Source organism: Roseateles sp. P4_D2, from assembly GCF_056401875.1.
The window spans coordinates 214,743-230,774 of sequence record NZ_JBFUIM010000008.1 but is presented as its reverse complement, the minus strand read 5'-3'; the positions used below and the strand labels follow the sequence as shown (position 1 = coordinate 230,774).

Here is a 16,032-nt window from a genome sequence, read left to right as displayed (position 1 = left end):
GGGCCAGCACTTGCCGACGAAACGCACGATCGTCGGCATGGTCGGCAGCTTGCTGCCCCAGGCCGTATCCACCAAAGAAAAAGGCCCGCGATGAGCGGGCCTAATTCATTAGATCGGTAAGTCGGCGGTATTCCGGGCCGAGCGCAGGGCCGCTCCCAAGCCGGCCCGTCTGGCGATGTGCTTGCCGGTCGATCCGGCAAGTATCGCCGTCCCCTCGGGGGACCGACCAAGCTCGCCGGCGTTCAGCGCGGCGAGATTGGGCGAGGGGCAGTTTTCCTCAAACGCGCTCAGCCACCCAGCCCGCCACGCTCTGCAGCGCCGCGGCCACGCCGGCCGGCTGCGTGCCGCCCGCCATGGCCAGGTCAGGCTTGCCGCCGCCCTTGCCACCGACCTGCTGGGCGACGAAGTTGACCAGCTCGCCGGCCTTGACCTTGCCAATGCTGTCGGCCGTCACGCCGGCTGCCAGCTGGACCTTGTCGCCGTCGACCGCGGCCAGCACGATGGCCGCCGTCTTCAGCTTGTCCTTGAGCTTGTCCATGGTCTCGCGCAGCGTCTTGGCGTCGGCGCCTTCCAGCTTGGCGGCCAGCACCTTGATGCCACCCACGTCCACGGCCTGGGCCAGCAGCTCATCGCCCTGGGCGGAGGCCAGCTTGCTCTTGGCAGCGGTGAGTTCCTTCTCCAACGACTTGATCTGGTCCAGCACCGCGTGCAGACGGGCACCCAGCTCGTGCGGCGAGGTCTTGAGCGTCATCGCGGCACCCTGCACCGTGGTTTCCAGCAGCTGCAAATAGGCCAGCGCGTTGTCGCCGGTGACGGCTTCGACGCGGCGGATGCCAGCTGCAACGCCCGACTCGGCCACGATCTTGAACAGGCCGATGTCGCCCGTGGCCTTCACGTGGGTGCCGCCGCAGAGCTCCTTGGAGGAGCCGATGGACAGCACCCGCACCGTCTCGCCGTACTTCTCGCCGAACAGCATCATGGCGCCCGACTTCTGCGCGTCGTCCAGCGCCATGACCTGGGCGTTGGCCCCGGCATTGCCCAGGATCTCGGCATTCACGAGCGACTCGACCTCGCGGATCTCCTCGGCCGTCATCGGCGCGTTGTGCGCGAAGTCGAAGCGCGTGCGCTCAGGCGTAACCAGCGAGCCCTTCTGCTGCACGTGGGCACCCAGCACCTCGCGCAGGGCCTTGTGCATCAGGTGGGTGGCGCTGTGGTTGCGCACGGTCTTGGCGCGGCGCTCGGCGTCAACGCGGGCAACGAACACATCGCCCACCTTGACCGAGCCTTCCACGACCTGGCCATGGTGGCCGAACACATCGGCCTGGATCTTGATCGTGTCCGCGACGACGACGCGCGTCGTGCCGTTGCGCAACTCGCCGGCGTCGCCGACCTGGCCGCCGCTCTCGGCGTAGAAGGGCGTGTGGTCGAGCACGATGACGGCATCGTCGCCGGCCTGCGCCTCGTTGACCTGAGCGCCATCGACGTAGATGGCCGTCACCTTGCTGTGCTCGCAGACGAGGTGCTCGTAGCCGTGGAACTCGGTCGGCGCGCCGCTGTAGGCCAGGCCTTGCGCCATCTTGAACTTGCCGGCGGCGCGGGCGCGGTTCTTCTGCTCGTCCAGCAGTTCGTTGAAGCGCGTCTCGTCCACCGTCACGCCGCGCTCGCGGCAGACGTCGGCGGTCAGGTCGACCGGGAAGCCGTAGGTGTCATGCAGCTTGAAGGCCGTGTCGCCATCGACGTTGCCGCCCTTGGCAAGCGCCGCCTCAAGGATTTCCATGCCGGTGGCGATGGTCTGGAAGAAGCGCTCCTCCTCCTGCTTCAGCACGTCGGTGACGCGGGCCTGCGCCTGGCGCAGCTCGGGGTAGGCCTCGCCCATCTCGGCGCTCAGCGCCGCCACCAGCTTGTGGAAGAACGGCGTGCGTGCACCCAGCTTGTAGCCGTGGCGGATGGCGCGGCGGGCGATGCGGCGCAGCACATAGCCGCGGCCAGCATTGCCGGGGATGACGCCGTCGACGATGGTGAACGAGCAGGCGCGGATGTGGTCGGCAATGACCTTCAGCGACGGGCTGGTGGCGTCACAGTCGCCACCACCGGCCGCGTCCACAGCCTTCTTGGCCGCAGCCAGCAGCGTCACGAAGGTGTCGATCTCATAGTTGGAATGCACATGCTGCAGAACCGCAGCCAGGCGCTCCAGGCCCATGCCCGTGTCCACGCTCGGCTTGGGCAGCGGGTGCATCACGCCGTCTTCAGTCCGGTTGAACTGCATGAAGACGTTGTTCCAGATCTCGATGTAGCGGTCGCCGTCCTGCTCGGCCGAGCCCGGGGGGCCGCCAGCGACGTCGGGGCCGTGGTCGTAGAAGATCTCGGTGCAGGGGCCGCAGGGGCCCGTGTCGCCCATCATCCAGAAGTTGTCGGACATGTAGCGCGCGCCCTTGTTGTCGCCGATGCGCACGATGCGCTCGGCGGGCACGCCCACGGTCTTGTTCCAGATGTCGTAGGCCTCGTCGTCCTCTTCGTAGACGGTGACCCAGAGCTTGTCGGCCGGCAACTTGAAGTTGACCGTCAGCAGCTCCCAGGCATAGCTGATCGCGTCCTTCTTGAAATAGTCGCCGAAGCTGAAGTTGCCCAGCATCTCGAAGAAGGTGTGATGGCGCGCCGTGTAGCCGACGTTGTCCAGGTCGTTGTGCTTGCCGCCGGCGCGGATGCACTTCTGGCTGGTGGTGGCGCGCGAGTAGGCGCGCTTGTCAAAGCCCAGGAACACGTCCTTGAACTGGTTCATGCCGGCGTTCGTGAACAGCAGCGTCGGGTCGTCACCCGGCACGACGGGGCTGGACGCGACGATCTGGTGGCCTTTCGACTCGAAGAACTTCAGAAAGGTCTGGCGGATCTCGGCGGCTTTCATCCGGGGTTTCCTGGAAAAGGTCTGTGACAAGGAGGGGCGATTGTAGAGAGGGGGCTTTACATCGCCCGGGTAGAGTGCCTCTCAATTCGATTGGAGAACCTTGATGGACGCGAATTCGCCGCTGGAGGCGCTCGAGAATCCCGGTCTGCTGCGCACGCAGGCCCTGATCAATGGCGAATGGGTCGGCGGCTCCGCCACGTTTGCGGTCAACGATCCGGCCACCGGCCGCGAACTGGCCCAGGTGCCCAACCTCGGCCGCGCCGACGCCGATTCAGCCATCGCCGCCGCCGCCAATGCGCTGAACGCCTGGCGCTCCAAGCCGGCCAAGGAGCGCGCCGCGGTGCTGGTGCGCTGGCAGCAACTGCTGGTCAAGCACGCCGACGACCTGGCCCGGCTGATGACGGCCGAGCAGGGCAAGCCGCTGGCGGAGGCGCGTGGCGAAGTCGTCTACGGCGCCAGCTTCCTCGACTGGTTTGCCGAGGAAGGCAAGCGCGTCTACGGCGAGACCATCCCGACAACCGACCCGACCAAGCGCTACCTGGTCATCAAGCAGGCCGTCGGCGTCTGCGCGGCCATCACGCCGTGGAACTTCCCGTTGGCGATGATCACGCGCAAGGTCGCCCCGGCCCTGGCCGCCGGCTGCACCGTCATCATCAAGCCGGCCGAGGCGACGCCACTGACGGCCCTGGCTGCTGCCGAACTGGCCCAGCAGGCCGGCATGCCGGCCGGCGTGCTGAACGTGCTGACGGCGGACTCCCAGCAATCCATCGAGATCGGTCAGGTGCTGTGCGAGAGCGATGTCGTGCGCCATCTGTCCTTCACCGGCAGCACGGAGGTCGGCCGCATCCTGATGAAGCAGTGCGCGCCGTCGATCAAGAAGCTCAGCCTGGAGCTGGGCGGCAATGCGCCCTTCATCGTCTTTGACGACGCCGACCTCGACTCCGCCGTGGAAGGCGCCATCGCCAGCAAATACCGCAATGCCGGCCAGACCTGCGTCTGCGCCAACCGCATCTATGTGCAGGCGGGTATCTACGACGCCTTCCTGGAGAAATTCGCGGCCAAGGTCGCGGCGCTGAAGACAGGTAATGGGTTTGATGCCGGCATCAATGTCGGGCCGCTGATCGACGCTGCAGCGCTGGAAAAGGTCGAGACCCATGTCGCCGACGCCATCGCCTTGGGTGCCAAACTGCTGGCGGGCGGCAAGCGCATCGAGACCGCCGGCGGCAACTTCTTCGAGCCGACGCTGCTGGCCGATGCGACGCCGCAGATGCTGTGCTCGCGCGAGGAGACCTTCGGCCCGGTGGCGCCCATCTTCAAGTTCCAGACCGAAGAGGACGCGATCCGGTTGGCCAACTCCACCGAGTTCGGCCTGGCCAGCTATTTCTACAGCCGCGACATCGGCCGCATCTTCCGCGTCGGCGAGGCGCTGGAGTACGGCATGGTGGGCGTCAACACCGGGTTGATCTCGACCGCCGAGGTGCCGTTCGGCGGTGTGAAGCAATCGGGCCTGGGCCGCGAGGGCGGGCGCCAGGGCATCGAGGACTATGTCGAGGTGAAGTACCTCTGCCTGGGCGACATCCACCGCTGAAAACCAGGCCCCGGCAACAAAAAAACCGCGAGGCAGCTTCTGGCTGCACTCGCGGTTGCCGAACCGACTGACCGGGCCTTGTGCACCCGGCAGTCAAGCTACTTACTCGAAATCCACGCTGAAGGTCAGCGAGGTGAAGCGCGGGGCACCGAGGTAGTAGAACTCGGTGCTGGCAGATTGCGATGCGGTCGAGCCATTCGTCGTCCGCAGCGGCGTTGCCTGCGTGTTGGTCAGGATCGAAGACGCGCTGCGGTACTTCGCATTGCCGATGTTGCTGACGTTCAGGCGCAGTTGGGCGTTCTTCAGCTGCGAGCCGAAGTTGCCGAACTTGAAGCCGGCGTCCAGGTCACCGGTGGTGTAAGCGGGGGCGGCTTCCTGGTTCATCAGGTCCACGTACTGCGAGCCGGTGTACTTGCCCTTCAGGCGCACATAGACCGGGCCTTGCTCGTATTGCACGGACAGGGCGGCCATCTTCTTGGGCGTCTTGCCGAACTCCTTGTCCTTGATCGGCAGGAAGCCGGTAGCGGTCAGCTGCAGATCGTCCGTGATCTTGCTCTTCTGCAGCGTCAGCGAGCCATAGGCCGAGAAGCCGCCGAAGACGCCGCTGCCCACTTCCATCTCCAGGCCACGGTTCTTCACGCCGCCGGCATTTACATAGGTGGCGACCAGGGTATTCGGGTCCGTCGCCGAGACCTGGCGGTTCTTGAAGTCTGAGCTGAACAGCGTAGCCGTGAACGAGATGTCCTTCGACTGGAAGCGGTAGCCGCCGTCGATCATCGTCGACGTTTCCGGCTTGACCTCTACAAAGGGCTGGACCGGGCCGCCGTTGACGGATGCTACATAGACGCCGCTGGAGCTGACCTGATAGGCATAGTTCGGTGGTGCGCGGAAGTTCTTCGCGGCATTCAGGAAGACATGCTGTTTGCTGTCCAGGTTGAAGCGGGCACCGATTTGCGGCAGCGCCTTGCGGAACGAACGCGTAATGTTGAAGTCTTGGTAGACGTTGGCGCCCTTGGTATAGACGCCATTGACCAGCGTGTAGGTCGGGACCGGGGTCTCGCTAGCGTAGTTGGTCACGTCACGCGTCACATGCGGCAGGCGCAGGCCCAGCGAAATGAAGGCGCGGTCGTTCAACAGCGTGATCTGGTCGTTCAGGTAGATCTGGTAGGCGGTGCTGATCGTCTTGCTGTCGCGACCTTCGTAGCAGGTGCCGTCAGTGCGCTTGATGCAGCCGTCCTGCAGCCAGGGGTCCGCCGGCGTGCCGTCGGCATTGATGCGGACGCCCGGCTGGGTCTGGCGGTGCTGGGCACGCTCATACCACAGGCCCAGCTTCAGGTAGTGGCTGTCCAGCGTGGTGCTGAGTTCGCCGGTGATGCCGGGACGCATGGTCTTGGTCACGCTGGCGCGGCCCACGGCAACCTTGTCCAGCTTGTCGCCATCGCCATTGATGTCAATGGCACCGCCAATCAGGCTAGTCCCCGAGCTACCGGTCTTGGCAGCGGTACCGGTTTCGTCAAGGATGACTTGCGACCAGCCGCCGTTGCCAAAGCCGTACCACATGTAGGGCTGGACCTTCAAATAAGTGTCCTGGGCGACCTTGAAGGAACCCGACACCGACGCAATCACGTTCTTGAACGGGTTCAGCGCCATGCCGTAGTAGACCGGCGACTGGGTGACGTCGGTCTGGGCCGTGCCGCCCACCGGTGTCTTCAGCGCCTTGAAGTTCGCGCCGTAGTCATAGTTGTAGCCATAGGGCGTGCCATTGGCATCAGAGCCAGAGGCAAAGGAGGCGGCGCAGCTGGAGAGCGGAACGAGCTGAGCTTGGCACAGGCTGACCGAGAAGATGTTCTGGTTGTACAAACGGTTGTACAGGATCGAGCCCAGGATGTGGTTGTCCTCGTTCAGGTCGAGCGTGAAGCCGGCGTCGACATGGTCCTTCTTGAGCTTGCCGACACCCTTCCACTTGTCGGCTTCGGCATGCGAATAGCTCAGGAAGACCTTGGCCTTGTTGTCCAGGAAACGACCCGTATCGACACGCAGGAAGGAGCGGAACAGGTTCAGGCCACCGAACGTCTGCGAGAAGCGGAGGCGGCTCGTGTCATTCGGGTCGCAGGTGATCATGCTCACGCTGCCGCCGGTGGCGCCGCTGTGGGGCGATTCCAGCTCGGGAGAGCCCTGGGCCACCGAAGCGGTACAGAGGTTCTCCTTGTCGATCATTTCCTGGGCGTAGAAAGCATAGCCGCCCGAATCGTTGACCGGCACGCCGTTCACCGTGAAGCCGATCTGATCGGAGCCGAAGCCGCGGATGCTCACGTCGCCGCCGTTTAGGCCGGTCGCGTCGTAGTTGTAGGTGTTCACGCCGGGCAGCTGCGCAATGCTCTGCAGCACGTTTCCGGTGGCGATTTCCTTTTCCATCGCGGCCTTGGTGATCGTGCTGCGGCCCTTGACGGAGTCGTCATTGATCATATTGCCACCGGCCAGCTTGGCACCGGAACCAATGACCGTGATCGTGCCCAGGCGGACGGCATCGTCCTTGGCGCGCGGTGCGGCCTCTTCCTTGGCTTGATCCACCGGCGCTTGCTGCGCGTACACCGTGCCGGTGGCCAGCACGGAAACTGCCAGGGCGGTGGCGGTCTTGCAGAATAGTCTGCTCTTCATTCCTAGACTCCTAGTGGGTGCGCCAAGCGCGCGGGCTTCAACAGATTCAGTAGGGTGCCGTTCGTCGATGACCGCGGCAGAAAGACGCTTCGCAAAGCGCCCCGGAATTGTCATGACTTTCTGTGACAGAACTTTACGGGTAAGTCAGAAGTGGCCCGATTCAGACACTCGCGCCCGGCGTGAAGCACTGGGACAGTGCGTCGCCGGCCGGCGACATTGCTCCCCGTTTTTTGGCCCGCTGACTTGGGAATCACGGACCCAAGCCACGAATCGGGCCACCGGCAGCACCGAAATGGTGCGATCTTTACTGAAATGTAAACCTTGCGGCAGAACCTCGTGATGTCGCGAAACCGCGACAAACTCGCGCTACAAACCGACCTCCAAGATCCCAGCCTCCTCCAAGCAGCTCCGTCATGGCCTTTACCCACTCCTTCCGTCTCGCCACCGGCCTCGTGCTGGGCGCCCTGTTTGCCGGCTGCGCCACCCAGCAGCAGCCCGCCACGACAGAGCTGACGCTGCTGTCCATCAACGACTTCCACGGCAACATCCAGCCCGCCGACCCGACGCCGCTGCTGCCGCGCCTCCCCGACGCCACAGGCGCGCTCAAGTCCCAGCCTGCCGGCGGTGCCGCGTATCTGGCCACGGCCCTGTCTGCGTTGAAGGCCAGGAACCCCGACGCCCTGGTTGTGGCGGGCGGCGACCTGATTGGCGCTTCGCCGCTGATCTCCAATCTGCTGCGCGACGAACCGACGCTGACGGCCATGTCCCAGCTCGGCATCGCCGCCAGCGCCCTGGGCAACCACGAGCTGGATGCCGGCCTGCCCGAGCTGCTGCGCCAGACCCGCGGCGAATGCGGCGCAGGCGGTTGCCTGTGGCCGGGCTACAAGGGCCCCGGCTTTCCCTATCTCGGCGCCAATGTGCTGGACGCGAACACCGGCAAGCCGCTGCTGCCCAGCCATGTCATCAAGCAGGCTGGCGCGCTGAAAGTCGCCATCGCGGGCGTAGCGACGCTGGAGACGCCCCATGTCATCGTCGCCCGGGCGATCAAAGGCATCCGCTTCGCCGACGAGGCCGACACGCTGAATGCCCTCGTCCCCCAGCTCAAGGCGGAAGGCGCGCAAGTGCTGGTGGCCGTCATGCACGAGGGTGGCGTTCAAGGAAGGGACGCCAGTGCCAACGATCCGAGCTACGCCTGCCCGACGTTGACCGGCCGCGTGCAGGACATCGCCAAGCGCCTGGACCCCGCCTACGCCATCATCATCGGCGGCCACACCCATCAGGCCTACACCTGCAAGATCGATGGCCGCCTCGTCGTGCAAGCCGGCAGCTATGGCGGCTGGATCACCGAAAGCCATCTCAAGTTCGACGCTGCCGGCCGCGTGCTCGATGCCCAGGCCGTCAACCACCCGGTGCTGCAGTCGGCCTACGCGCCCAACCCGGCACTGGCCGCCCTGGTCGCCCAGGCCGCCGCGCTGACCGAAGCAGCCCGCAACAAGCCGGTCACCACCTTGACGCAAGGCGCCTCGCGCAATGCCAAGGAGCCCCATGGCGACTCCGCGCTGGGTAACCTCATCGCGGACAGCCAGCTCGCCTTCGCGCGCAAGCAGGGCCCGGCCGACGTGGCTTTCATGAACCCCGGCGGCATCCGCGCCGACCTGACCGTGAAGCCCGGCAAGCCCACGACGATGAGTGACCTGCTCGCCATCCAGCCCTTCGGCAACGACATCGTCGCGGTGACGCTGACCGGCCAGCAGCTGCTGGACATTCTGCAGCGCCAGCTGCCCAAGGGCGACGCCGCCCCGCGCATGCTGCAGCCCTCGTCGACGCTGCGCTACCACTGGCGCGCCGCGGCCGATGGCGTCGCCCAACTCGTCGACCCGCGCATCAACGGCGAACCGGTGGATCCGGCTCGCAACTACCGCGTCGTCATCAACAACTTCCTCTCCGAAGGCGGCGACGCCCAGGCGGGTTTCAAGCATGGCCGCGACCGCGCCGTGCTCGGCACCGACATCGACGCCCTCGTCGAGCTGCTGCGCGACAACCCACAGGCGCTTTCCCAGGCGGCGCCGGGCCGCATCGTGCGCGACTAGGGCAAACCTGTAACTTCTTGTAGCGACCCCGGCCCGGCGCCCTGACGAGGCCGCCCTAGACTCTAAGCGCCCGGCAATGCTGGCTGGGCAGCAGCGGCTCGGGGGCGTGATGGCGTGGGACATGCAAGCCGGCGGTGACGCCCAGCCTCAGGCCGGTCCTGCAGCCGCGAGCCCCACGCCCGGCGCGCCCAGCCCGTTGATCCGCGAGGTCATTGCCCACCTGCCCTGCGGCTTGGCCGTTTTCGACGCCGAACGCCGTCTCCTCGTGCACAACGCCGAGTTCGAGCGCCTGCTCAACGTGCCGGCCTCCCTTTTCGAAGAACCGCCGCTGCGCTTCGACGACCTGATCCTCTTCTTCGCCGCGCGCGGCGACTATGGCGAAGGCGAACAGGCCCGCGCCGCGGTCGACGCGGCCCTGGCCCTGGGCCGCGACCAGCGCGCCAACCGCCTCGAGACCTACCGCACCGGCGAGCGCCTCATCGAGGCCCGCACGGCGCCCCTTCCCGATGGTGGCCTCGTGCTGACGGTCCTCGACCTGACGCCCCAGGCCCAGGCCCGCCTCGCCGCCGAGCGCGCGTCGCAAGCCAAGACGCGCTTCCTGGCCAATATGAGCCACGAGATCCGCACGCCGATGAATGCCGTGCTGGGCATGCTGCGCCTGCTGCAGAAGACGCCGCTGGACGCTCGCCAGCGTGACTACGCCGTCAAGAGCGAAGGCGCCGCGCGTGGCTTGCTCGGCCTGCTCAACGACATCCTCGACTTCTCCAAGATCGAAGCCGGCCACCTCGGCCTGGACCCGCACCCGACACGCCTGGACGAGCTGCTGCGCGACCTCTCCGTCATCCTGGCCGCCAACGTCGACAAGCGCGAGCTCGAGCTGCTGTTCGACCTCGACCCCGCCCTGCCGCCGGTCGTGGTCGCCGATGCACTGCGCCTGCAGCAGGTGCTCATCAACCTGGCCGGCAACGCCATCAAGTTCACGCAGGCCGGCGAGGTCGTGCTCGGCATCTCGCTCGTGTCGCAGAACGCCAGCAGCGTCGTGCTCGCCTTCTCGGTGCGCGACACCGGCATCGGCATCGCGCCCGAGCAGCAGCAGCGCATCTTCTCGGGCTTTGCCCAGGCCGAGGCGTCAACGGCCCGGCGCTTCGGCGGCACCGGCCTGGGCCTGGCCATCAGCCGCCGCCTGGTGCGCCTGATGGGCGGCGACATCCACATCGAAAGCACGCCCGGCAAGGGCAGCCGCTTCAGCTTCACGCTGAGCTTCCCCTTGCCCGCCGAGGAGTGCGCGCCGGCGCCGCGCCAGGCCCTACAGGCCCTCGTCATCGACGACCATGCCGAGGCACGCCGGGTCATCGGCACACTGGCCCAATCCCTGGGCTGGACGGCACGCCTGGCGGCCAGCGGTGCCGAGGCGCTGGAGCTGATCACCAGCGGCACGCCGGAGGTCGTGCTGCTCGACTGGGTCATGCCCGGCATGGATGGCTGGCAGACCGCCGTGCACCTGCGCCAGCGCCTCGGCCCCGAGCCGCTGATCCTGATGGTCACCAGCTACGACCGCGAACGCCTGGCCCAGCGCAGCGCGGCCGAGCAGGCCCTGCTCGACGGCTTCCTCGTCAAGCCCATCACCGCGACCCTGCTGAGCCAGGCCGTCAGCGCGGCCATCCAGGCACGCTGCAGTGACGGCGAGCCGCCCGAACCGGCACCGCAGCGCCTGGCCGGCCTGCATCTCCTCGTCGTCGAGGACAACCCCGGCAACCAGCAGGTCACGCGCGAACTGCTTGAACTCGAAGGTGCCCAGGTCAGCCTGGCCGGCGACGGCCAGCAGGCCCTGACCCTGCTCGCCCAGACCCGCGGCCGGCGCGGCTTTGACGCCGTGCTGATGGACGTGCAGATGCCCGTCATGGACGGCACGACGGCCACGCGGCTGATCCGCCGCCAGCTGGGCCTGACCCTGCCCATCATTGCGATGACGGCGGGCGCGTTGGACGCGGAACGCCAGGCCTGCCTGGAAGCCGGCATGGACGAGCACATCGGCAAGCCCTTCGACCCCGACGTGCTGGTCGCCGTGATCAGCCGGCGCTGCGGCGCTGCGCCCACGGCGCCCAGGACCGTGGCCGCCGAGCTGCCCCCCACCCTGCTGGCCGACGCGGGCCGTGCCGGCATCGCACTGGCCGAGGCGCTCGCGCGCATGTCCGGCCGCATTGAGCTGTTCGAACGCACGCTGGCCGCCCTGCACGAACAGGATCGCAAGCTCGCCCGGGCCCTGGCCGAGGGCGGCCGTACCGCCACGCGCGGCCTGCATGGCTACCGCGGGCTGGCCGCCATGCTCGGCGCGGGGGAACTGGCGGCCCTGGCCGCCGAAGGTGAACATGCCGGCGCGCCCGACGAAGACTGGCGCCGCCGTTTTCTCGAGCGCCGCCAGGCCGACCTCGCCGCGCTGGACCGGCTCGCCGCCGACCTGCACGCCCGCCAGGCCCTGCACGACGATCTCGCCGAACAGCAGCGGCCCGCAGCGCCCGGCAGCCTCGCCCAGCGCGTGGACGCCCTCGCCGAACTGCTCGACGGCGCCGACCTCGCTGCGCTCGACTTCCACCAGGGCCTGCGCGAGCGGCTGCGGCAGGAGGCCGATGAAGGCACCGCGATTGCCCTCGATTCGGCCATGGAAGCCCTCGACTTCGGCACTGCGCTGACGCTGTGCCACCGCCTGCGCACGACGCTGGAAGCCCGACCATGATGCAGCTCTCCCTGCCTGACCGCGCACCGCTGACGCCCGGCCACGCGCCGGCCGGCCGCCGCCCGCGCCTGCTCATCGTCGACGACCAGCCGGTCAACATCCAGGCCCTGCACCGCGTCTTCGCGAGCGACTGCCAGGTGCTGATGGCCACCGACGGCAGCCGCGCCCTGCAGCTGTGCCGCGACCGCCAGCCCGACCTGGTGCTGCTGGACGTGCAGATGCCCGGCATGGACGGCCACCAGCTCTGCGCCGAATTGAAGGCCGACCCGCTGCTGCGCAGCATCGCCGTCATCTTCGTGACCGCGCAGGACCAGCCCGAGGACGAGACCCGCGCGCTGGACGCCGGCGCGGCCGACTTCATCACCAAGCCCTTCAACCCCACCGTCGTGCGGGCGCGGGTGCGGACCCAGCTGACCTTGAAAGCCCAGTCGGACCTTTTGCGCGAGCTCGCCTTCATCGACGGGCTGACCGGCGTGCACAACCGCCGGCATTTCGACGAGCGCTTCATCGCCGAGGCCCGACGTGCGCAGCGCTCGCGCTCGCCACTGGCCATCGTGCTCGCCGATGTCGACCACTTCAAGCGCTACAACGATGCGCTGGGGCATCTGGCGGGGGACGACTGCCTGCGGCGCGTGGCGGCGGCATTGCGGGCTTGCCTGCGGCGGCCGACCGATCTGCTGGCGCGCTACGGCGGAGAGGAGTTCGTCTGCCTGCTGCCGGACACCGATCTGGCAGGAGCGATCGGGGTGGCGCAGTTGATGGAGGACACGGTGAGGGCCTTGTCCTTGCCGCATCCGGGGGTGGAAGGCTGCGTGACGATCAGTCTGGGGGTGTCCGCGGGGTCGCAGGCTCAGGGTCTCGTCGAGGCGGCGGACAAGGCGTTGTATTTGGCGAAGGCGGCGGGGAGGGGGCGGGTGAGTTGGGTGGAGGGGTGACGTGGGGTGGTGAAGGGATGGGAATGCTCGGAATGCGATGGATCGGTCGGACCGATCCCTCGGCCTCGCTGGTACTCGGCCCGGCGCACGGCGCCGTCCAAGGACAGCCACTGGCTGTCCTTGAGCGAACCGTGGGTTCTCATCCCAAGCCCCCACCCCAAATGCCAACGGCCCCGAGTGGGGCCGTTGGCATTTGGAGCGGGTGATGGGAATCGAACCCACGTAGTCAGCTTGGGAAGCTGAAGTTCTACCATTGAACTACACCCGCAATGGGCCGCGAGTTTACGTGACTCAGAGGCTCAGACCAGGAAGGTCGAGGTCATGTTGAGCAGCACGCCAAGAGGCGATGGGAATGCTCGGAATCGGCTGGACCGATTCCTCGGCCTCGCTTGTACTCGGCCCGGCGCTGAGCGCCTCCAATGACAGCCGCTGGCTGTCATTGAGCGAACCCACGTAGTCAGCTTGGGAAGCTGAAGTTCTACCATTGAACTACACCCGCATCGGGGCGCGAGTTTCCAGGGCCGGATGTGATTCCCACGGCTACAGTCGCGCGCATGACGTCCTCCGCCTCGCCCGCCCAGCGTCCGCCTGCCACTTTGCTGATCGCCTGGCGCCAGTTGCTGCGGGACTGGCGGGCCGGCGAGTTGCGCTTGCTGATGCTGGCCGTGGCCCTGGCCGTCGCGGCGCTGTGCGCTGTGGCCTTCCTGTCCGACCGCCTCGACCAGGGCCTGCGCCGCGACGCAGCCAAGCTGCTGGGCGGCGATGCAGTCGTTGCCAGTGACCAGCCCACGGCCCCTGCCCTCGTCGACCTGGCCGCCGCCCAGAACCTGACCACCGTGCGCACGGCCACCTTCCCCAGCATGGCGCGCAGCGACGAAGCCCATGGCGGCGAGAGCCGGCTGGTGGCCGTGAAGGCCGTTGGTGCGGGTTATCCGCTGCGCGGCAGCATCAAGCTGCGTGAGGCCCTGCCCGGCCGCAGCGGTGCGCCAGCCGCCGGCGAGGTCTGGGTCGATCCGGCCGTAGCCGATGGCCTGGGGCTGAAGCTCGGTGACTCGCTGCTGCTCGGCGACGCGAAGCTGAAGCTCGCCGCGCTGATCGAGACCGAGCCCGACCGCGGCGCTGGGTTCATGAGCTTCGCGCCGCGCGTCATGCTGGCCGAGGCCGACCTCGCCGCCACCCGTCTCGTGCAGCCCGCCAGCCGCCTCACCTACCGCATGGCGGTCGTGCCCGGCCCGGGCGCAGCACCGGGTGCCGTCGGCCGCTTCGTGGCCGGCGCCGAGCAACTCGTCGAGAAGGACAAGCTGCGCGGCGTGCGCCTGGAGTCGTTGGAGTCCGGCCGCCCCGAGATGCGCCAGACGCTGGACCGCGCGGCCCGCTTCCTGCGCCTGGTGGCCATGCTGTCAGCCCTGCTCGCAGCCGTGGCCGTGGCGCTGGCGGCACGCGACTTTGCAGCCCGCCATCTGGACGACTGCGCCATGCTGCGCGTGCTCGGCCAGCCGCAGCGCCGCATCGCCTGGGCGTACGGCCTGGAGTTCCTGCTCGCAGGCCTGAGCGCCAGCGCGGTCGGCGTGCTGGGCGGCCTGGCCCTGCACCAGGTTTTCGTGTCGCTACTGGCCGGGCTGATCGACGTCGACCTGCCACCGCCCAGCATCTGGCCGGCGCTGCTGGGCCTGGGCCTGGGCTTGTCGCTGCTGCTGGGCTTCGGCCTGCCGCCGGTGCTGCAGCTCGCCGCCGTGCCACCGCTGCGCGTCATCCGCCGCGACCTCGGCGCGCCCAAGGCCGGCTCACTGCTGGTGCTCGGCGCGGGTGTGGCGGGCCTCGCGGCCATCCTCGTCGTGCTGGCAGGCGACGTGAAGCTCGGCGCCATCGCCGCCGCAGGCTTTGCCGCCGCGGTGCTGCTGTTCGCGCTGCTGGCCTGGGCGGCGGTGTGGCTGCTGCGCCGGCTGGTGCCGGTCAATGTCAGCGGTGCGGGCGTGCCGCGCTGGCTGCTGCTGGCCACGCGCCAGGTCGCGGCACGGCCGGGCTTTGCAGTCATGCAGGTGTCGTCGTTGGCCGTTGGTCTGCTGGCGCTGGCGCTGCTGGTGCTGCTGCGCACCGACCTGATCGACAGCTGGCGCCGCGCGACGCCGGCTGCCGCACCGGACCGCTTCGTCATCAACATCCAGCCCGACCAGGCGACTGCCTTTCGCAAGACGCTGACGGACGCCGGCGTGAAGGACTACGACTGGTACCCGATGATCCGCGGCCGCCTGACGGCGATCAACGGCGAGCCCGTGCAGGCCAAGCGCTTTGCCGAGGAACGCGCCCAGCGCCTGGCCGAGCGCGAGTTCAACCTCAGCCACACGGCCGACAAGCCGGCGCACAACCAGATCACCAGCGGCCGCTGGGGTGATGCCAAGCCCGACGAGACCGGCCTGAGCGTCGAGGAAGGCCTGGCGCAGACGCTCGGCCTGAAGCTCGGCGACACGCTGGCCTTCGACATCGCCGGCCAGCCCGTGCAGGGGCGCATCACCAATCTGCGCAAGGTCGACTGGTCGTCCATGCGGGTCAACTTCTTCGTGCTGTTCGAGAAGGCGGAGCTGCCCGAGTTGCCGTCCACGCAGATCGCCGCCTACCGCAGCCCGCCGGCCACCAAGCTGGACCGCGAGCTGGCGCGCCAGTTCCCCAATCTCACGGTCATCGACGTGTCGGCCCAGCTCAATCAGGTGCAGGGCGTGCTGGACCAGGTCATCCAGGCGGTGCAGTTCCTGTTCAGCTTCACGCTGGCCACCGGCCTGGTCGTGCTGCTGGCGGCCGTGGGCAGCACGCGCGAGGCGCGCACGCGTGAGTTCGCGCTGATGCGGGCCCTGGGCGCGCCGTCGTCGCTGCTGGCCCAGGTGCAGCGCGCCGAGCTGCTGGGTGTCGGCGCCCTGGCCGGCTTCCTGGCCGGCACTGTGGCGCTGGTGCTGGCGGCCCTGCTGGCGCGCTTCGTCTTCGAGTTTGACTGGCACATCAAGCCCTGGGTGCCGCTGGTTGGCGCGGCCTGCGGCGCGCTGCTGGCCTGGAGCGCCGGCTGGTGGAGCCTGCGCGGCGTGCTGCAGCGGCCCGTCGTGCAGACGCTGAGGGAGGCCCAGGCCGAATGAAGG

7 protein-coding genes and 1 tRNA gene are annotated in these 16,032 nt (G+C 67.9%); 5 read left to right on the top strand and 3 right to left on the bottom strand.

The window, feature by feature from the left end; translation table 11 throughout:
* Positions 1 to 277 precede the first annotated feature (277 nt).
* Positions 278 to 2,902 (bottom strand): alanine--tRNA ligase, encoded by a 2,625-nt coding sequence (alaS, locus tag AC1DW0_RS16430; protein WP_477946923.1) that lies wholly within the window; start codon positions 2,900 to 2,902, stop codon positions 278 to 280.
* Positions 2,903 to 3,005: 103 nt separating this feature from the next.
* Between alaS and AC1DW0_RS16425 the strand changes: the two genes are divergently transcribed.
* A complete protein-coding gene (locus AC1DW0_RS16425) occupies positions 3,006 to 4,490 on the top strand; it encodes an NAD-dependent succinate-semialdehyde dehydrogenase (RefSeq protein WP_477946921.1) in 1,485 nt (494 codons plus the stop codon).
* Positions 4,491 to 4,592: 102 nt separating this feature from the next.
* On the opposite strand, the gene AC1DW0_RS16420 is transcribed toward AC1DW0_RS16425, so the two are convergent.
* Positions 4,593 to 7,148, bottom strand: coding sequence for a TonB-dependent receptor (locus AC1DW0_RS16420; RefSeq protein ID WP_457354287.1), 2,556 nt, complete (start codon positions 7,146 to 7,148; stop codon positions 4,593 to 4,595).
* A gap of 413 nt (positions 7,149 to 7,561) precedes the next feature.
* Between AC1DW0_RS16420 and AC1DW0_RS16415 the strand changes: the two genes are divergently transcribed.
* The 3 genes from AC1DW0_RS16415 to AC1DW0_RS16405 all read left to right on the top strand — a co-directional run bounded on the left by AC1DW0_RS16415 (position 7,562) and on the right by AC1DW0_RS16405 (position 12,907).
* On the top strand, positions 7,562 to 9,238 hold the full coding sequence (locus tag AC1DW0_RS16415; protein ID WP_477946918.1) for a bifunctional metallophosphatase/5'-nucleotidase: 1,677 nt from the start codon (positions 7,562 to 7,564) through the stop codon (positions 9,236 to 9,238).
* A gap of 121 nt (positions 9,239 to 9,359) precedes the next feature.
* Positions 9,360 to 11,972, top strand: a complete 2,613-nt coding sequence (locus AC1DW0_RS16410) for a response regulator (RefSeq protein ID WP_477946916.1) — start codon at positions 9,360 to 9,362, stop codon at positions 11,970 to 11,972.
* Complete coding sequence (locus AC1DW0_RS16405; protein ID WP_457324618.1) at positions 11,969 to 12,907, top strand: diguanylate cyclase; 939 nt, start codon at positions 11,969 to 11,971, stop codon at positions 12,905 to 12,907. The genes AC1DW0_RS16410 and AC1DW0_RS16405 overlap by 4 nt, the downstream gene beginning before the upstream one ends.
* 194 nt (positions 12,908 to 13,101) lie before the next feature.
* Here AC1DW0_RS16405 and AC1DW0_RS16400 read toward each other — a convergent pair.
* Positions 13,102 to 13,175 (bottom strand) — tRNA-Gly (locus AC1DW0_RS16400).
* 286 nt (positions 13,176 to 13,461) lie between these two features.
* On the opposite strand from AC1DW0_RS16400, the gene AC1DW0_RS16395 reads away from it, so the two are divergent.
* Positions 13,462 to 16,029, top strand: a complete 2,568-nt coding sequence (locus AC1DW0_RS16395) for an ABC transporter permease (RefSeq protein ID WP_457444773.1) — start codon at positions 13,462 to 13,464, stop codon at positions 16,027 to 16,029.
* The last annotated feature ends 3 nt before the right edge of the window (positions 16,030 to 16,032 follow it).